The organism is Burkholderia sp. Bp9140 (assembly GCF_003853425.1).
Classification (GTDB): domain Bacteria; phylum Pseudomonadota; class Gammaproteobacteria; order Burkholderiales; family Burkholderiaceae; genus Burkholderia.
Map to the genome: position 1 here is coordinate 1 of NZ_QTPQ01000001.1, position 17604 is coordinate 17604.

General features: G+C 66.3%; 15 protein-coding genes, 1 rRNA gene and 1 riboswitch. Of the genes, 9 read left to right on the forward strand and 7 right to left on the reverse strand.

The annotated features are described in order from the left end of the window. Positions 1–197: 197 nt before the first annotated feature. From rrf to DIE21_RS00020, 3 genes are all read left to right on the forward strand, one after another. Positions 198–310: ribosomal RNA gene (gene rrf, locus DIE21_RS00010) — 5S ribosomal RNA — on the forward strand. A gap of 133 nt (positions 311–443) precedes the next feature. Then, complete coding sequence (locus tag DIE21_RS00015) at positions 444–650, forward strand: hypothetical protein (protein ID WP_124494823.1); 207 nt, start codon at positions 444–446, stop codon at positions 648–650. Positions 651–938: 288 nt separating this feature from the next. Next, on the forward strand, positions 939–2363 hold the full coding sequence (locus DIE21_RS00020) for a DHA2 family efflux MFS transporter permease subunit (RefSeq protein ID WP_124494825.1): 1425 nt from the start codon (positions 939–941) through the stop codon (positions 2361–2363). Between the two features lie 332 nt (positions 2364–2695). Here the strand turns inward: DIE21_RS00020 and DIE21_RS00025 are convergent, their stop codons facing one another. From DIE21_RS00025 to DIE21_RS00035, 3 genes are all read right to left on the reverse strand, one after another. Continuing rightward, positions 2696–3439, reverse strand: a complete 744-nt coding sequence (locus DIE21_RS00025) for a 2OG-Fe(II) oxygenase (protein WP_124494827.1) — start codon at positions 3437–3439, stop codon at positions 2696–2698. 487 nt (positions 3440–3926) lie between these two features. After that, positions 3927–5519, reverse strand: a complete 1593-nt coding sequence (locus DIE21_RS00030) for an inorganic phosphate transporter (RefSeq protein WP_124494829.1) — start codon at positions 5517–5519, stop codon at positions 3927–3929. A 141-nt stretch (positions 5520–5660) separates the two neighbouring features. Next, positions 5661–6248: a histidine phosphatase family protein gene (locus DIE21_RS00035; RefSeq protein ID WP_124494831.1), complete on the reverse strand. Its 588-nt coding sequence runs from the start codon at positions 6246–6248 to the stop codon at positions 5661–5663. Between the two features lie 43 nt (positions 6249–6291). Beyond that, positions 6292–6434, forward strand: a riboswitch (cobalamin riboswitch). Between the two features lie 31 nt (positions 6435–6465). Here DIE21_RS00035 and DIE21_RS00040 point away from each other — a divergent pair. Together DIE21_RS00040 and DIE21_RS00045 are read left to right on the forward strand one after the other, a co-directional pair. Beyond that, complete coding sequence (locus DIE21_RS00040; RefSeq protein WP_047902386.1) at positions 6466–6675, forward strand: CbtB-domain containing protein; 210 nt, start codon at positions 6466–6468, stop codon at positions 6673–6675. A gap of 13 nt (positions 6676–6688) precedes the next feature. Then, positions 6689–7423 carry a CbtA family protein gene (locus tag DIE21_RS00045; RefSeq protein WP_124494832.1) on the forward strand — a complete coding sequence of 245 codons (735 nt, stop codon included), beginning with the start codon at positions 6689–6691 and terminating at the stop codon, positions 7421–7423. Positions 7424–7444: 21 nt separating this feature from the next. Here the strand turns inward: DIE21_RS00045 and DIE21_RS00050 are convergent, their stop codons facing one another. Further along, a complete protein-coding gene (locus tag DIE21_RS00050) occupies positions 7445–8353 on the reverse strand; it encodes a LysR family transcriptional regulator (RefSeq protein WP_124494834.1) in 909 nt (302 codons plus the stop codon). A 128-nt stretch (positions 8354–8481) separates the two neighbouring features. On the opposite strand from DIE21_RS00050, the gene metE reads away from it, so the two are divergent. Then, positions 8482–10776, forward strand: coding sequence for a 5-methyltetrahydropteroyltriglutamate--homocysteine S-methyltransferase (metE, locus tag DIE21_RS00055; RefSeq protein WP_124494836.1), 2295 nt, complete (start codon positions 8482–8484; stop codon positions 10774–10776). Positions 10777–10949: 173 nt separating this feature from the next. Here metE and DIE21_RS00060 read toward each other — a convergent pair whose 3' ends face one another. Both DIE21_RS00060 and speB read right to left on the reverse strand, forming a co-directional pair. After that, positions 10950–12275 carry an MFS transporter gene (locus tag DIE21_RS00060; RefSeq protein ID WP_124494838.1) on the reverse strand — a complete coding sequence of 442 codons (1326 nt, stop codon included), beginning with the start codon at positions 12273–12275 and terminating at the stop codon, positions 10950–10952. 50 nt (positions 12276–12325) lie between these two features. After that, a complete protein-coding gene (speB, locus tag DIE21_RS00065; protein ID WP_124494840.1) occupies positions 12326–13282 on the reverse strand; it encodes an agmatinase in 957 nt (318 codons plus the stop codon). 139 nt (positions 13283–13421) lie between these two features. On the opposite strand from speB, the gene DIE21_RS00070 reads away from it, so the two are divergent. Beyond that, complete coding sequence (locus tag DIE21_RS00070; protein WP_124494842.1) at positions 13422–14336, forward strand: LysR family transcriptional regulator; 915 nt, start codon at positions 13422–13424, stop codon at positions 14334–14336. 127 nt (positions 14337–14463) lie between these two features. Here DIE21_RS00070 and DIE21_RS00075 read toward each other — a convergent pair whose 3' ends face one another. After that, positions 14464–14928, reverse strand: a complete 465-nt coding sequence (locus DIE21_RS00075) for an Lrp/AsnC family transcriptional regulator (RefSeq protein ID WP_124494844.1) — start codon at positions 14926–14928, stop codon at positions 14464–14466. 134 nt (positions 14929–15062) lie between these two features. On the opposite strand from DIE21_RS00075, the gene DIE21_RS00080 reads away from it, so the two are divergent. Then, complete coding sequence (locus DIE21_RS00080) at positions 15063–15686, forward strand: LysE family translocator (protein ID WP_124494846.1); 624 nt, start codon at positions 15063–15065, stop codon at positions 15684–15686. Positions 15687–15944: 258 nt separating this feature from the next. After that, positions 15945–17546 (forward strand): protease pro-enzyme activation domain-containing protein, encoded by a 1602-nt coding sequence (locus DIE21_RS00085; protein WP_124494848.1) that lies wholly within the window; start codon positions 15945–15947, stop codon positions 17544–17546. The last annotated feature ends 58 nt before the right edge of the window (positions 17547–17604 follow it).

Sequence of the window (17604 nt, forward strand, 5' to 3'; positions counted from 1 at the left end):
TCAGGTGTGTAAGCGCAGTAATGCGTTCAGCTAACTGATACTAATTGCCCGTAAGGCTTGATCCTATAACAAGTCTGTTTCGGCTCCAGCGATGTGAGCCAGGACTGGTTGGATTCTCGTGTGTGATACACACAACTCAAAATTACTGCTTCTTCCAAGATTGGTCGCGTTGCGAAGCAGCGCGACAACCCTCTTTGCCTGATGACCATAGCGAGTCGGTCCCACCCCTTCCCATCCCGAACAGGACCGTGAAACGACTCTACGCCGATGATAGTGCGGATTCCCGTGTGAAAGTAGGTAATCGTCAGGCTCCCTAAGCCAGAAACCCCCGCCCGAAAGGCGGGGGTTTTTGCATTTGTGGCGCCGGAAACGCGCGATGGCCGCGGGGCGGGGGCTTGGTCGCTGGCGCTGGCCGCACAGATGGATCTCTCCGGGCAATACCAATGAAAAAGCTCGTACCGCTTCTGTTTTGCTTCTCTCTGCTGGGATGTGCTGCGCAGTCTCACGCCGGCTGTGTCCATGTACCGTTTCACGCAAAATTCCAGGATGCAGACGGCGATGTAGGCCCGTTCGCCAATATGAAGTTTTCGCTGATTCGGATGTCTGATGGCGCCGTGGTCTATCAAGGGACAACCGACGACCAGGGGTGAACTGATTGGAGCGATGCGTGTCGAGGTGAGCGGTACAGCCCTCGCCAGGACGGCCAGATGGGCGAGTAACGTTGTCGATCTTCGCCGATATCGGCTCAAATGCGCGCTTTCTTGACGTCAGTGGCGTGTGTGGTTTGTCGCCGAGCCAAGTCTGATCTATGCGCATAAAGTGGCTTCAGCGCCACGTGTCGGCAGAGCGGGATTCGGACGCTTCAAGGTAATATCGCCACTCGTCCGGCTGCCGCGAACGGTTGCCGGTGTGTTCCGCCTTCCGCAACTGCATCGTTCATGACTTCCAGCTCTGCTCAGAGTGGTCGGACGACCGACTTCTTGCCGTATCTCGTCGCCGCGACCTTCTTCATGGAGTATCTCGATACGACCGTGATCGCGACCGCGCTGCCGCAAATGGCGCGCTCCTTCGGCGTCGGGCCGAATGCGCTGAGCCTCGGGATGACGGCCTACATGCTGGCGCTCGCGGTATTCATCCCGATCAGCGGCTGGATTGCGGACCGATACGGTTCACGCACGGTGTTCGGCAGTGCGATCGTGATCTTTACCGGGGCGTCGATTCTGTGCGGGCTGTCCAACGGCGTGGTGACGTTTACGGCCGCACGCCTGTTGCAGGGCGTCGGCGGGGCGATGATGGTGCCGGTCGGGCGGATGATCGTCGTGCGCAGCACCGAGAAAGCACGGCTGATGCGTGCGATCGCGACGATCACGTGGCCGGGTATCGTTGCGCCGGTCGTGGGGCCGCCGATCGGCGGCTTCATCACGACCTATGCGTCCTGGCGATGGATCTTCCTGTTGAACGTGCCGCTTGGCCTCGCCGCGCTGGTCTGTACGTGGCTGATCGTCCGGAATACGCGCGCGAATGAACAGCGACCGCTTGATTGGGTCGGGTTCGCGCTGGCCGGCAGTGCGCTGACCTGTCTGCTGCTGGGTACCGAAACGGCTGGTCAGCAGGATGCGCAATTCACGCGTGCCGCCGTGCTGGTCGGGGCCAGCGTATTGTTCGGCATTGCCGCGTGGATGCATGCGCGGCGTTGCGCGCACCCGCTGCTCGACTTCACGACGCTGAAGGTGCCGACCTTCTCGGTAACGGTCCTCACCGGATCGATCACGCGGATTGCGGTCAATGCGGTGCCTTATCTGCTGCCATTGCTGTTCCAGATTGGCTTCGGGCTGTCGCCGTTCCAGTCCGGTTTGCTGTTGCTCGCGAGCGCGCTCGGCAATCTCGGCATGAAGGCGGGCACGTCGTGGATCCTCGACCGGTTCGGGTTTCGCCGCGTCGCGCTCGTCGACGTGACGATCGTCGGCTTCTTCACGATCGTATGCGGCTGGCTGACCGCGTCGACGCCGCTCGCGATCACGCTGCTCGTCGTATTCGTCTATGGGCTGACGCGCTCGATGCAGTTCACGACGCTGGCGACGCTCGCCTATGCCGATATTCCGTCGCACCAGACGAGCGCCGCGAGCACCCTGTGGAGCGCCGCGCAGCAGATGACGATCGGGATGGGGATCGCATTCGGCGCGCTGGCGCTGCGGCTCGCCGCGCTGATGCGCGGCGATGCGGCCGGGATTCACTATGTACTCGACGATTTTCGCTGGGCGTTCGTTGCCGCGGGCGTGCTCGCGCTGCTGACGTTGCCGGGCTATGCGCGGCTTGCGTCCGATGCGGGCGACCGGCTCCGGGCGAGTGCGGCGCAAGGGTAGGTCGACCGGTCGGTCGTGTGTGAATGGCAACAGGTGCGTATTGTCCCGCTCGGTCGCTCACCTGACGGTGCGACTCGTCGCGAGGGCGATGAATCTCCACACGCGCATTTCATGAGCCAGCACGGCCGCGGTGCTGGCGATGCCCGGTCGCCCTGCTGTGCACGCACGCATCCGGGCACGAGGCAGCGACCGACAATGCCGCGCTCGCGTCGGTTGCCGCTGCCGCGAGTGGCGGAAGGTGACGCCAACCGCATGGCGATGTCAGGCCGCCGCGCGGAATGAGTCCGGGCATGATGCAGCGACCGGCAATGCCGCGCCCGCGTCGACTGCCGCTACTGCGCATCATGAAAGATGATGCCGACCGTATGGCGGTGCCCGGACCGGATACGGCTCACGCCGTGACGCAGGTTGACCCGATAGACCCCGCGCGTTCCCTGCATGGGCCGGCCATGCACGGCGAAGATCACCGCGTCGCCTTGCGTCAGCGGCACCACTTCCACACGCGATTGCATGCGCGGCCGCTGTTCCGTCACCACGAACTCGCCACCCGTGAAATCGCGGCCCGGCGCCGACAGCAGGATCGCGACCTGCAGCGGAAAGACGTGCTCGCCATACAGGTCCTGATGCAGGCAGTTGTAGTCGTCCGGACCGTACTGCAGGATCAGCGGCGTCGGACGCGTCTGTCCCGCCGCGTGGCAGCGCTCGAGGAATGCCGCGTGATCGGCCGGGTAGCGGACGTCGACCCCGAGTGCCCGGTTCCAGCGATTCGCGATCGGTGCGAGATGCGGGTAGATCGCTGTTCGCAATGCGTCGACAACTGCCGGCAGCGGATAAGCGAAATACCGGTATTCACCGCGGCCGAAGCCGTGCCGCGCCATGACGACGCGCGACCGGTAAAGCGCATCTCGCACATAGAGCGATGCCAGTGCCGTGCATTCGTCCGCGGACAGAAGGCCCGGTACGCGAGCGCATCCATAGCGATCGAGTTCGGTACCGGCGGCGGTCCAGTCGAGTGCACCCACGCGTTGCACGAGGTCGACAGATTCGACGGCGGGCTGTAGATCGGCGATGTTCACGGGTGTACCTCGTTCGTCAGCGATGGGGTGTCGTGCGGGTATGTCGTGAGCGCCCAAATAAGCCCGGACGGTCGCGGCGCGATGGTCGGCGAGGCGATGTCGGGAAGCGTTGCGAGCACGACCGTGTCCACGATGAAAGTCGATGAACCCAGTCTAACGGCGTCGGTGTGATGGCGCGCTCCAGATCTTGCGCTTCAATTCGGGGGAGAGAAGACGCAGGTCGCGGCGCGGTCGGTCGGGCACAACGGTGATTCATTGCGACACCGTTCCGCCACTGACCGGGATAAACCCAGGGTAGCGTGCGCGAGAAGGAAGGCGAAAGATGCTGCGAGGCGAAGAGGCGAAGAGGCGAAGAGGCGAAGAGGCGAAGAGGCGAAGAGGCGAAGAGGCGAAGAGGCGAAGAGGCGAAGAGGTGACGAGACGTGGAGACCGAGCCGAATCCTCCACGGCGAGCGGCCGATTCCCCGGCCGCCCGCCGCTCGTCCGCTCAGGCGACCGACCGGAACAGCCAGTAAAGTCCAGCCGCCAGCACGATCGACGCCGGCAGCGTCAGCACCCACGCGAGCACGAGGCTGCGCACCGTGCTCCATTGCAGCCCGGACCCGTTCGCAGCCATCGTGCCCGCGACGCCCGACGACAGCACGTGCGTCGTCGACACGGGCAGCCCGTACGCATCGGCCGCGCCGATCGTCAGCATCGCGACGAGTTCGGCCGACGCACCCTGTCCGTACGTCAGATGCTGCTTGCCGATTTTCTCGCCGACGGTCACGACGATCCGTTTCCAGCCGACCATCGTGCCGAGACCCAGTGCGATCGCAACGGCCACCTTCACCCAGGTCGGAATGAACTTGGTCGCGTGATCGAGCTGCTTGCGGTAGTTGTCGATCGCGAGCTTGTCGTCGGCGGCGAAGGCGGGCTGACCCGACTTCTCGATCAGGCGAATCGCTTCGGATACCAGATACATCGTGTTGCGCACGTTGTCGACGTCGCCCTGCGGCACGGCCGCCATCGAGCCCGACGAGCCGACCGCGGTCGCGAGCGACGCGGACAGTTGCTGCACGGCCGGCAGCACGGAGGGCGTCATCTCGCGGCGCTGCACGAAGTGCTCGACGTCGGCGCGCGGATTCGCGGACGGCGCGACGCCATTCGAGTATTTCGCGAAGGTCGCGGCGGCCTGGTTCGCGACGGCGACGAACGTCTGCGATTCGGCCCGCGTGACCGCCTTGTTCAGCGCATACGCGGTCGGCATCGTGCCGATCAGGATCAGCATGATGAGGCCCATCCCCTTCTGCCCGTCGTTCGACCCGTGCGCAAACGACACACCCGTGCACGTGAGGATCAGCAGGCAGCGGATCCAGAACGGCGGCGGCTGATCCTTCGGTGGCTCCTTGTACAGTTCCGGAATCCGCACGACGGCCTTCAGCAGGAGCAGCAGCAGCGACGCGCACAGGAAGCCGACGATCGGCGAGAGCAGCAGCGACTTGCCGACGCCGAGCGCCTGGCCCCAGTCGACGCCGCTCGTGCCCGACGGCCCGTGCATCAGCTGGTTCATCAGCCCGACGCCGATGATCGACCCGATCAGCGTATGCGAGCTCGACGACGGTAATCCGAAATACCAGGTCGCCAGGTTCCAGACGATCGCGGCGATCAGCAGCGCGAACACCATCGCGAAACCCGAACCGCTACCGACCTGCAGGATCAGCTCGACCGGCAGCAGCTGCAGGATGCCGAATGCGACGGCGCCGCTCGAAACCATCACGCCGAGGAAGTTCCACATGCCCGACCAGATCACCGCGACGTTCGGCGTCAGCGAGTGGGTGTAGATCACGGTCGCGACCGCATTCGCGGTGTCGTGGAAGCCGTTGACGAATTCGAAGCCGAGCGCGATCACCAGCGCGGCGCCGAGCATCAGGTACGGGAACAGCGACCCTTCGCGGATGAGCGACAGATCGGCAATCAGGTGGGTGGCGATATAGACGGCGCCGATTGCGAGCACCAGCAGGAAGACGGCATAGCCGACCTGCCGGGTGCGTTCGGTGGAGCCGGAATTGTTTGCGGCGGACGAAGCAGGCTGATTCATGACGGCATCTCATAAGGGAACCGCAGCCGATCCTAGCTTTCGCTATCCGTCAGTTTGATGACAGTCGGGAGGACGAACCGTTCACATTACACGCATGTAAGAAAGTGGCGCCGTCAATCTCCATATAGTGAACAGGCGGGCCTACGCATCGGTATCGCGTCGAACGTCGTCCGCGGGCAAGGTCCAGCCGTCTCGCGACGCGGTGAATACCATGCACGACAGCGGCGCGACCTCGATGCGGGTCGCAGCCTTCGTGTCCATCCGACGCACGTGCGCGATGGCCGCCCGAACGATCGTCGCATGGGTGATCGCGACGATATCGCGACCGCGCGGCAGCGCGTTCAACCACGCGCCGACGCGGCGCGCGACGTCCTCGAACGATTCCCCGCCGTGCGGCGACGCGGACGGATCGTCGATCCAGGCGCCGAGTTCGTCGGGCAGGTCGCGCGCGAGGTCGTGCAGCCGCTTGCCGCGCCAGTTGGCGTAGTCGACATCGCGCAGCGCATCGTCGATGCCGGCGCGCAGCCCGAGCGCGTCGGCGGTTTGCTGCGCACAACGTGCGGGGCTGCACAGCACGATCGCGTCGCGGCCGCCTTCGAACGACTCGCGCAGCGCGGCTGCATCGACGAGCCCGCGCGCATCGAGCGGATCGTCAGCGGGAAACGCGCCGGTGCGCATCGCACGGGTCGGCGCATGCGCGATCATGCGCAGCGAGGCAGGGTGGGTCATGTCGATGCTCGGAGGATTCGGGGCGGCCGCGCCCGTCGTGCGCGGGCCTTCAACACGCGCACGTTCGCGCGTACAATTCGCCCGATACGAAGCGCGGAAGCCGGTGCAAGCCCGGCGCGGTCGCGCCACTGTAACCGGGGATCCTCAATCCCGGAAGCCAGACCTGCGTTCGTACCATCCAACATTTGTCGGGGCGCGATTCCCCTGAGGTGCATCCATGAGCGAAGCAGTGCTGAAGCCGGTCGTCGTGCCGGCCCCCATTCCCGTCCGCGAATTGTTGCCGTGGGCCGTCTTCGTCGGCTTGATCCTGCTGCTCGCGCTATATTTCGTCGGCGCGGAACAGGGCGCGACGTCGCTCGTGCCGGGCATGTACGTGCACGAGTTCGTCCACGACGGCCGCCATCTGCTCGGCTTTCCCTGCCACTGACGCGGAGTACACGATGGTTGGAAAGCTGCTCATGCGCGGGATGCTCGCAGGCATCGCCGCGGGCCTCCTCACGTTCGGTTTCGCCAAGATCGTCGGCGAGCCGCAAGTCGATCAGGCGATCGCCTTTGAAGCATCGCACGATGCCGGGAATGGCGATTCGCCGGAGCACGAACACGAACACGAACTGGTCAGCCGCCATACGCAGTCCGGCCTCGGCCTGCTGACGGGCGTCGTGGCCTACGGCGCGGCATTCGGCGGGCTGTTCTCGCTGGTCTTCGCGTACGCATACGGGCGCGGCGGCCGCCTTCCGGCACGACCGCTGGCCGCGTGGCTCGCACTGGCGGCGTTCATCACGCTCGTGATCGTGCCGAACATCAAATATCCGGCCAGTCCGCCCGCGGTCGGGGATCCCGACACGATCGGCCATCGCACCGGCCTGTTTTTCCTGATGATCGCGATCTCGATCGCGACGATGGTGTTCTCGGTCAGCGTGCGCCGCCATCTGCTGGCGAAGCTCGGCCAGTGGAACGCGTCGATCGTCGCAGGGCTCGTGTTCGTCGCGATCATCGCGGCCGTGCAGATCGGGCTGCCGTCGTTCAACGAAGTGCCGGCCGCTTTCCCGGCCGCCGTGCTGTGGAAATTCCGCGTCGCGGCGATCGGCATGCAGGTGATCATGTGGACGACGATCGGCCTGCTGTTCGGCGCATGGGTCGAACGCGGCGAACGCACCGGCATGCGCGCCGCCTGACGCGCATGGCGCGGAGCGTGCCTAGCGCAGCATGCGCGGCGCGCTCCACGTCGATTCGCGCGCCAGCGCGACGAATGCGGCCAGATAGTCGATCGACGCATCCGCCTCGCGGATGCCGAGAAAGATCTGCTTCGAAATCCCCTTCTCGCCGAGCCTGACCGGCACGACCGGCATCCGGTCCGCGTATTCGTCGGCAAGCCATCCCGGCAGCGCGGCCACGCCGCGCCCGCTTGCCACCATCTGCAGCATGATGTCGGTCGTCTCGATCGACTTGTGGCGCCGGGGCACGATGCCGGCCGGCGTCAGGAACTGATTGTAGATGTCGAGCCGGTCGGTCTCGACCGGGTAGGTGATCAGGACCTCGTCGGTCAGCTGCTCGGGCGTCACGTAGTCGGCGTTCGCGAACCGGTGCGTCTCCGCGACCATCAGCACCTGCTCGTAATCGAACACCGGATCGAAGCGCAGCCCCGGCTTGTTCAGCGGGTCGGGCGTCACGAGCACGTCGATGTCATGGCCGAACAGCGCGCCGATGCCGCCGAACTGGAAGCGCTGCTTCACGTCCACGTCGACGTCCGGCCAGCGCGACAGGTACGGCGACACGACCTTCAGCAGCCACTGATAGCACGGATGGCACTCCATCCCGATGCGCAGCGTGCCGCGCTCACCCTTTGCATACTGCTTCATCCGCTCCTCGGCGAGCTCGAACTGCGGCAGCAGCCGGTGTGCCAGCTTCAGCAGATATTGCCCGCCCTGCGTGAGCCGCAGGCCGCGTCCTTCCCGATCCCAGATCGGCGTGCCGAGCTGCTGCTCGATCTTCCGGACGGTGTGGCTGAGCGCCGATTGGGTGAGATGCAGCGCATTGGCGGCCGCCGTCAGCGAGCCCTGGCGCTCGACTTCGCGGATCACGACAAGATGGAATCGTTCCAGCATGGCTATCGCTTATCCCACGAACACATGAACAAATTTAATGGATGAATGAAATAATGCCATTTTATTTCATGGAATGAAATCCCTATGATGGCTGCCGGATCTTCAATTTTTCTCTGGACGGCAGCTTCATGGTTACGACACACAACCTCGGTTTTCCGCGCATCGGCGCGAAGCGCGAACTCAAGTTCGGTCTCGAGCGCTACTGGAAGGGCGAATCGTCGCGCGACGAGCTGAAGGCACTCGGCGCCGAGCTCCGCCGGCGCCACTGGAACGACCAGCGCGACCTCGATCTCGCGCCGATCGGCGATTTCGCGTTCTACGACCAGGTGCTCGACATGAGCTTCACGCTCGGCAACCTGCCGAAGCGCGTGCGGGACTTCCATGGCGATGCGCTCGACAACTATTTCCGCGTCGCGCGTGGCCGTTCGGCGCAGTCGGCGGAGGAACACGCGGCATGCTGCGGCGGTGTCGCGGCCGGTGAAATGACGAAGTGGTTCGACACGAACTATCACTACATCGTCCCGGAATTCCACGCGGACACGAACTTCTCGCTCGATCCGTCGCGCCTGCTCGGGCAGCTGGCCGAGGCGAAAGCGCAGGGCGTGAACGCGAAGCCGGTGATCCTCGGCCCCGTCACGTATCTGTGGCTCGGCAAGGCGAAGGACGATTCGGATCGCCTCGCGCTGCTGCCGAAGCTGCTGCCGGTGTACGGCGCGCTGCTCGACACGCTGACCGCACAGGGCGTCGAATGGGTGCAGATCGACGAGCCGATCCTCGTGACCGAACTCGACGCCGAATGGCGCCAGGCATTCCGCACCGCGTATGCGGCGCTGGAAACGCGCCGTATCAAGCTGCTGCTCGCCACGTACTTCGGCCAGCTTCGGGACAACCTGACGCTCACGGCTTCGCTGCCGGTCGACGGCCTGCATATCGACGCGATCAACGCCCGCGACGAAATCGATGCACTGGTGCGTGAATTGGCGGCCGATCGCGTGCTGTCGGTGGGCGCGATCAACGGCCGCAACATCTGGAAGACGGACCTGAACGCGACGCTCGACTGGCTCGAGCCGCTCGCGAACCTGCTCGGCGCGCGCCTGTGGCTCGCGCCGTCGTGCTCGCTGCTGCACGTGCCGGTCGATCTCGCGAGCGAAGAGAAGGTCGATGCGGAGATCCGTTCGTGGCTCGCGTTCGCGCTGCAGAAGCTCGACGAGCTGAAGGTGCTCGCGACCGCGCTGAACGAAGGCCGCGGCAAGGTGGCCGACGCGCTCGCGGCGAATGCCGCGGCGATCGCGTCGCGCCGCCGCTCGCCGCGCGTGAACAACCCGGCGGTGAAGGCTGCAATCGCCCGCATCGACGCGCAGCTCGGCAACCGCGTGAGCCCCTATCCGGAGCGCGCGCCAAAGCAGTCGGCACGCCTGAACCTGCCGGCCTTCCCGACGACGACGATCGGCTCGTTCCCGCAGACCGCCGAAATTCGCCAGGCGCGCAGCCAGTTCAAGGCCGGCGCGCTGGATGAAGCAGGCTACCGCAAGGCGATGCAGGCCGAGATCGAGCGCAGCGTGCGCGAACAGGAATCGCTCGAGCTCGACGTGCTCGTGCACGGCGAAGCCGAACGCAACGACATGGTCGAATACTTCGGCGAGCAACTCGACGGCTACGCATTCAGCCAGTTCGGCTGGGTGCAGTCGTACGGTTCGCGCTGCGTGAAGCCGCCGATCCTGTTCGGCGACATCAGCCGTCCGAAAGCGATGACGGTCGAATGGATCGCGTACGCGCAGTCGCTGACGAACAAGCCGATGAAGGGCATGCTGACCGGCCCGGTGACGATCCTGAACTGGTCGTTCGTGCGCGACGACCAGCCGCGCTCGGTGTCGTGCTACCAGCTCGCGCTCGCGATCCGCGAGGAAGTGCTGGACCTCGAGAAGGCCGGCGTGCGCGTGATCCAGATCGACGAGGCCGCGCTGCGCGAGGGCCTGCCGCTGCGCCGCGCGCAATGGGGCGAGTATCTGAAGTGGGCGGTCGAATCGTTCCGCATCACCGCGAACGGCGTGCAGGACGATACGCAGATCCATACGCACATGTGCTATTCGGAGTTCAACGACATCATCGCGTCGATCGCCGACATGGACGCGGACGTGATCACGATCGAGACGTCGCGCTCGGACATGGAACTGCTCGACGCGTTCGACAGCTTCAGGTATCCGAACGAGATCGGGCCGGGCGTGTACGACATCCACTCGCCGAACATCCCGACGCAGGCGCACATCGTCGGCCTGATGAGGAAGGCGGCCGAGCGGATTCCGGCGGAACGCCTGTGGGTGAATCCGGACTGCGGGCTGAAGACGCGCCAGTGGGCGGAGGTGATTCCGGCGCTGACGAACCTGGTCGCCGCCGCGAAGACGCTGCGCAACCAGGTGCAATAACGTGCGAACGCTGCGCGCCTGCCGTCGCGGTCGATGATCGGGCGGCACGCTTGCGGCCCGCATGGGCGGGCCGCTTGTCGCAATGAAGGTTCGGGGCGCGGCGGGGCGTTGCGGCGTACCGCCGGATGCCCAATGCAAACGGGCAGGCGATGTCACCTGCCCGTTGCGTGAGGTTACGCGGTACGTGTGCCGCGCGGCAGCACTTCGTCCGCCTTGCCGGGGGCGCCCGCATCGTCGATGCTGACGCGTCGCGAGATCAGCCACACGCACACCGACGACAGCACGGCGGCGCTCATGTACTGGAGCGCGAGCGGCCACCATTGCGGCGCGGCGTTCTGCGCGATCAGCGTGGCGACGAGCGGCGTGAGACCGCCGGCGAGCGCGCCGCACACCTGGTACGCGATCGAGATCGCGGTGTAGCGGATGCGCGCGATGAAGATGCCGCTGACGAAACCGGCGACCACCGAGTAGTAGCCCGATTCCGCGAGCGTCGCGAGGCCGACGCCGACCGTGATCGACAGCGGCGTGCCCATGTGCACGAGCGGCAGCATCACGAACGGCACGATCGCGGCCCAGGCGCCGGTGATCAGCAGCACGCGGGTCGTGCCGAAGCGCTGCGCGAGGAACGCGGCGGCGAGCTGCACGACGAACTGCAGCACGGCGACGATGGTCATGCAATGCAGCACCATCGACCGGTCGAGCGACAGGAACTGCGTCGCGTAGCTGATCATGAAGATGTTGCTGAAGTACACGCCGGCGATCCCGTACACGTTCGCGCCGATCGCGAGCAGCAGCAGCGGCCAGTACTTGAGCGCTTCGCGCACCGGGTTCTGTGCGGTGTTGCCGCTCTTCCTGACTTCCTCGAACTCGGGCGATTCCGACACGCTCGCGCGGATCACGAAGCCGACGATCAGCAGCACGGAACTCGCGAGGAACGGCACGCGCCAGCCCCAGCTCATCAGGTCGTCCTTCGACAGCGTGCTGATCGCGCCGAACGCGAGCATCGACAGGATCAGGCCGCTCGCGCTGCCGAGTTGCGCGAACGACGCAAAGAACGTGCGCTTGCCTTCCGGCGCATGCTCGCCGGCGAGCAGCACCGCGCCGCCCCATTCGCCGCCGACCGCGATGCCTTGCAGCACGCGCATCAGCACGAGCAGGATCGGTGCGATCACACCGGCCTGCGCATGGGTCGGCAGCAGGCCGATCGCGACCGTCGACACGGCCATCAGCATCAGCGTCGCGAGCAGCGAGCGCTTGCGGCCAAAGCGGTCGCCGAGATAGCCGAACATCACGCCGCCGAGCGGCCGCGCGAAGAAGCCGACCGCGAACGAGCCGAACGACGCGAGCAGGCTGATGAGGCGGTTTTCGCCGGGGAAGAACAGCGGCCCGAACACGATGGCGGCGGCGGTCGCATAGCTATAGAAGTCGTACCACTCGATCGTGGTGCCGACGAACGAAGCGAGCGCCGCCCGCTTCGGTTGCTTGACGGAAGTCCCCATCTGTCTTGTGCTCCTCTGGAATCCTCTGATTTGGAATAGGTCGGGCGGGATCAGTCGCGGTAGGCGACGCCGGGCAGCACGCACAGCAGCTCGTACGCGAGGTTCGCGCCGAGCAGGGCCGTGGTGCCGAACGGGTCGTACGGCGGCGCGACTTCGACGAGATCGCAGCCGACGATGTTCAGTCCCTTCGCGCCGCGGATGATCTCGAGCGCCTGCGGCACCGTGAGGCCGGCGATTTCCGGCGTGCCGGTGCCCGGTGCATAGGCCGGGTCGATGCCGTCGATGTCGAAGCTGATGTAGACGGGCGTGTCGCCGACGCGCGCGCGCACTTCTTCCATCAGCGGCGCGAGCGACTTGTTCCAGCATTCCTCGGCCTGGACCACGCGGAAGCCCTGCTCGCGGCACCAGTCGAAATCCTCGGCGGCGTAGCCGGTGCCGCGCAGGCCGATCTGCGTGACCTTGTCGCCGTGCAGCAGGCCTTCCTCGACCGCGCGGCGGAACGGCGTGCCGTGCGCGATCTTTTCGCCCATCATCGTATCGTTCACGTCGGCGTGTGCATCGACGTGGATCAATGCCACCTTGCCGTGCTTGCGGTGGATCGCGCGCAGGATCGGCAGCGCGATCGTATGGTCGCCGCCGAGCGTGACCGGCTTGCAGTCGTGCTCGAGGATCGCGTCGTACGCGGCCTCGATGCGCGCGATGGAATCGTGCAGGTTGTACGGGTTGATCGCGACGTCGCCGATGTCGGCGACCTGCAGCGAATCGAACGGCGCGGCGCGCGTGGCCATGTTGTACGGGCGCAGCAGCACGGATTCGGTGCGGATCTGGCGCGGGCCGAAGCGCGCGCCGGTGCGGTTGGAGGTGCCGAGATCGAACGGCACGCCGACGAAGCAGGCGTCGAGGCCTGCGGCGCTCGCCACGTGCGGCAGGCGCATCATCGTCGCGATGCCGCCGCAGCGCGGCATTTCATTGCCGCCGAGCGGCTGGAAATGGGTGGAGTCGTTCATGGGCTTGTCTCTTCCGATGTGGGGGTGCCGTATCATGCGACGCGGCCTGGCACATAGTTTTACGCGTCACGCCGGAAAGAAGAATGCGAAGATATCGACGTAAACATCGATTTTCATCGATGTATGGAAGGGGAATAGCGTGCTCGGGAATCTGTCGACCCTCGATCTGCGGTTGATCCGCGTGTTTCTCGCGGTCACCGACGCGGGCGGCGTGTCGGCCGCGCAGGCGATGCTGAACGTCGGCCAGTCGACGATCAGCGCGCAGCTGTCGTCGCTCGAGACCCGGCTCGGCTATCGGCTCTGCGAGCGCGGCCGCAGCGGCTTCCGGCTCACGCCGAAGGGCGAGCGGTTCCACGCGATGAGCCGCAAGCTGCTTGCCGCGCTCGACGAATTCGGGATGGCGGCGCGGCACATGGACCGCCAATTGGTCGGCACGCTGAACATCGGCCTGATCGGCCATACGCCGGTCAGCCAGAACGCGCGGATCGCCGAGGCGATCGCCGCGTTCCGCACGCGCGACGAGGCCGTGCGCTTCTCGATCTCGGTGCGCGCGCCGGGCGATCTCGAGGAAAAGCTGCTGAGCAACGAGATCCAGATCGCGGTCGGCTACTTCTGGCATCGCGTGCCGTCGCTGCACTACACGCCGCTGTTCATCGAGCGGCAGGTCGCCTACTGCGGCCGCGGCCATCCGCTGTTCGAGGGCGCCGGCGCGCTGACGCCGGCCGACGTCGCGGGATTCGAGTGGGCGTGGCGCTCGTATCCGCTGCCGGAGGCGCAAATGTCGACGACGCCCGATCGCGTGACCGCGACCGCCGACAACATGGAGGCCGTCGCGCTGCTGATCCTGTCAGGCCATCACCTCGGCTACCTGCCGCAGCACTTCGCGGCGCCGTATGTCGCGCAGGGGCTGCTCGCGCCGCTCAATCCGGATCAGCTGCGCTATGACGTCACGTTCCACATGGTCGTGGCGCGCGACGGGCGCGGCGATCCGCTCGTCGAAGCATTTCTCGAGGATCTCGAGCGCGCGCATCAGTCGCCTGACGTCGTCGCGTAGGCCCGACGATGCCAACAATTTGAACGAGCGTTACGCCGACGTGCCTCGCCGTGGCCGGCATCGACACGCGTCGACGTGACGGGGCGCGTGTCCGTCGTGCGCGGCCTTCCGTCCGGGGCCGCCGGCATCACGGCACCGGCAACCCCGCGTCGTGCTTCACCTCCCGCAGCGACAGCGCCGATTCGATCGACGTCACGCCCGGCAGCATCCGCAGCGAGTCGCGAATGAACGTGCCGTAGTCGTCGAGATCGCGCGCGACCACCTGCAACAGGTAGTCGGCCGTGCCCGCGACGTTGTGGCACGCGACGATCCGCTCGATGCCGAGCACTTCCCGTTCGAACCGGTCGGCGACCTTGCGGTCGTGCGTCGCGAACCGCACGAGCACGAACGCGACGACGCCGAAGCCGAGCGCCTGGCGCGACAGCTGCGCGCGGTAGCGCTCGATGTAGCCGTCGCTTTCGAGACGTTTCAGGCGTCGTGCGCACGGCGTCTCGGACAGGCCGACGGAATCGGCGAGGCGCGCGATCGGCAGGCGGCCGTCGCGCTGCACCGCGGCGAGAATCGCGCGATCGGTTTTGTCGAGTTCGGTCATGTTGGCGGATTCCGTTTCTGGATTTCATGATTGTGGCGGATTCCGCTATGGATCGCCAATCCTGAGCCAAAGATGGCCAATAATCCCTCCTCCTTCAGCGGCAACATAACGTCATTGGAGGACGGGGGCAGACCATGATTTCCACGCACTTGCTGTTGATTTATCTTGCCGCGCTGGCGGCCATTTATGCAGTGCCGGGCCCCGACATGGCGCTCGTGCTGCAGACCAGCATCGGCCGCGGCGTGCGCCCGGGAATGGCGGCGGCGGCCGGCCTGTCGCTGTCGCGCACCGCGCACGTGACGCTGTCCGCCTGTGGCGTCGCGGCGCTGATCCGCAGCGCGCCGTGGCTGTACGAGGCGATCCGCTACGGCGGTGCGCTCTATCTCGCGTACGTCGCGATCCAGGTGTTCCGCTCGCCGGTGTTCGCGCTCGGCGACGGCGATGCGGCGGCGCCGGGCGAGCTGCGGCAGTCGTTCTTCAAGGGGCTGCTGACGAACCTGCTGAACCCGAAGGCGCTGCTGTTCTGCTCGGTGCTGCTGCCGCAGTTCGTGCGGCCCGAGGCCGGGCCCGTCGTGTGGCAGATGTTCGAACTCGGCGCGATGCTCGTCGCGACCGGCGTGTGTTTCGACCTCGCATGCGTGTTCGGCGCGTCGCGCATCGCGGCGTGGATGCGCGCCCATCCGCTCGCGCAGACGGTGCAGCGCTGGACGTTTTCCGCTGCGCTGATCGGCTTCGCGCTGCGCCTGTCGATGGACTGACCCGCATCATCGCAGCGCTGCCGCGCGGGCCGACAGGCCACGCGGTGCACCGCACCGACCAACGCGGGTCGCGCGCAATGCCGGCCTGCGCGCGCCGGCCCCGTCACGGCACGGCGTGCGCGCAAATCATCTGACTGTTCTAAACTTCCCTTAACTTCGCGCTGCCGCGAACCGACTGACCGAACGGAACCGTCTCCCGCCGGCCCTGTCCGATTTCCTGGCTGTTCCGTGCAACGCGGTACCAAGGAGGGTCTGAACATGGCAAGGCATCTTCAAGCCGACCGTGAACCTCGCATCGTCGCCGAGTCGAAGTGTCTCGGTCAGTGCGATCCGGCAGAACGCATCCACGTCACGATCATGTTGCGGCGGCAGGAAGAAGGGCAACTCGATACATTGGTCCACCAGCTCGCCACCGGTGACGCGAACGCAACACCGCTGTCGCGCGAAGCCTTCGCACAGCGTTTCTCCGCCAATCCCGACGACATTCGCAAGACCGAGGATTTCGCGCGCCGTCATCAACTGACGGTCGATCGCGTCGATCCGGTCGAAAGCGTCGTCGTGCTGTCCGGCACGATCCAGCAGTTCGAGGCGGCATTCAGCGTGAAGCTCGAGCGTTTCGAGCATCGCGCGATCGGCCAGTACCGCGGCCGCTCGGGCCCGATCTCGCTGCCGGACGAACTCGGCGATGCGGTGACGGCCGTGCTCGGTCTCGACAGCCGCCCGCAGGCGCGGCCGCACTTCCGGCTGCGCCCGCCGTTCAGGCCTGCGCGCGGCGCCACGGCCGTCACCTTCACGCCGCCGCAACTCGCTTCGCTTTACGGCTTTCCGGCCGGCGACGGCGCCGGGCAATGCATCGCGATCGTCGAACTCGGCGGCGGCTATCGCGCGGCCGATATCCAGCAATATTTCCACGGGCTCGGGATCGGCACGCCGCCGACGCTCGTCGACGTGAACGTCGGCACCGGCCGCAATACGCCGACCGGCGACGCGAACGGCCCGGACGGCGAAGTCGCGCTCGACATCGAGATCGCCGGCGCGATCGCGCCGGCCGCGAAGATCGCGGTCTACTTCGCGCCGAACAGCGACGCGGGCTTCATCCAGGCCGTCAACGCGGCCGTCACCGACAAGACCAACCGGCCTTCGGTGATCTCGATCAGCTGGGGCGGACCGGAAGCGATCTGGCAGGCGCAGTCGGCGCACGCGTTCAACCGCGTGCTGCAGGCGGCCGCCGCGCAGGGGATCACGGTGTGCGCGGCCTCGGGCGACAGCGGCTCGGGCGACGGGCTGCAGGATGGCGCCGATCACGTCGACTTCCCCGCGTCGAGCCCGTACGTGCTCGGCTGCGGCGGTACGCAGCTCGACGCGCTGCCGGGGCAGGGCATTCGCAGCGAGGTCACGTGGAACGACGAGGCGGCGGGTGGCGGGGCGGGCGGCGGCGGCATCAGCACGATGTTCGACGTGCCGGCCTGGCAGCAGGGGCTGACCGTCGCGCTCGCCGACGGCAGCCACACGCCGCTCGCGAAGCGCGGCGTGCCCGACGTGGCCGGCGACGCATCGCCGCAAACGGGCTATGAGGTGTCGGTCGCGGGCACGCCCGCGGTGATGGGCGGCACGAGTGCGGTCGCGCCGTTGTGGGCCGCGCTGATCGCGCGGATCAACGCGGCGGCGAGTGCGGCGGCCGGCGCCTCGGCCGGCTGGATCAATCCCGCGCTGTACAAGAATCCCGGCGCATTGCGCGACATCACCAAAGGCTCGAACGGCACGTATGCGGCCGCGTCCGGCTGGGACGCGTGCACGGGCCTCGGCAGCCCCGACGGCGCGAAACTCGCGGCGATCCTCGCGCGCAAGCCGTCGAGCTGACGCGCCGGCACCTGCCTTTCCAGGCGACGCGGGTTTCCTGCCCGCGTCTTTTTTCACC

Excerpts from the sequence above, each read along its gene's own strand:
- DIE21_RS00050 (WP_124494834.1), bottom strand. The coding sequence starts at position 8,353 with ATGCTGGAACGATTCCATCTTGTCGTGATCCGCGAAGTCGAGCGCCAG.
- DIE21_RS00085 (WP_124494848.1), top strand. The coding sequence starts at position 15,945 with ATGGCAAGGCATCTTCAAGCCGACCGTGAACCTCGCATCGTCGCCGAG.
- DIE21_RS00045 (WP_124494832.1), top strand. The coding sequence starts at position 6,689 with ATGGTTGGAAAGCTGCTCATGCGCGGGATGCTCGCAGGCATCGCCGCG.
- metE (WP_124494836.1), top strand. The coding sequence starts at position 8,482 with ATGGTTACGACACACAACCTCGGTTTTCCGCGCATCGGCGCGAAGCGC.
- DIE21_RS00080 (WP_124494846.1), top strand. The coding sequence starts at position 15,063 with ATGATTTCCACGCACTTGCTGTTGATTTATCTTGCCGCGCTGGCGGCC.
- DIE21_RS00075 (WP_124494844.1), bottom strand. The coding sequence starts at position 14,928 with ATGACCGAACTCGACAAAACCGATCGCGCGATTCTCGCCGCGGTGCAG.
- DIE21_RS00030 (WP_124494829.1), bottom strand. The coding sequence starts at position 5,519 with ATGAATCAGCCTGCTTCGTCCGCCGCAAACAATTCCGGCTCCACCGAA.
- DIE21_RS00015 (WP_124494823.1), top strand. The coding sequence starts at position 444 with ATGAAAAAGCTCGTACCGCTTCTGTTTTGCTTCTCTCTGCTGGGATGT.
- DIE21_RS00035 (WP_124494831.1), bottom strand. The coding sequence starts at position 6,248 with ATGACCCACCCTGCCTCGCTGCGCATGATCGCGCATGCGCCGACCCGT.
- DIE21_RS00040 (WP_047902386.1), top strand. The coding sequence starts at position 6,466 with ATGAGCGAAGCAGTGCTGAAGCCGGTCGTCGTGCCGGCCCCCATTCCC.
- DIE21_RS00060 (WP_124494838.1), bottom strand. The coding sequence starts at position 12,275 with ATGGGGACTTCCGTCAAGCAACCGAAGCGGGCGGCGCTCGCTTCGTTC.
- DIE21_RS00020 (WP_124494825.1), top strand. The coding sequence starts at position 939 with ATGACTTCCAGCTCTGCTCAGAGTGGTCGGACGACCGACTTCTTGCCG.
- speB (WP_124494840.1), bottom strand. The coding sequence starts at position 13,282 with ATGAACGACTCCACCCATTTCCAGCCGCTCGGCGGCAATGAAATGCCG.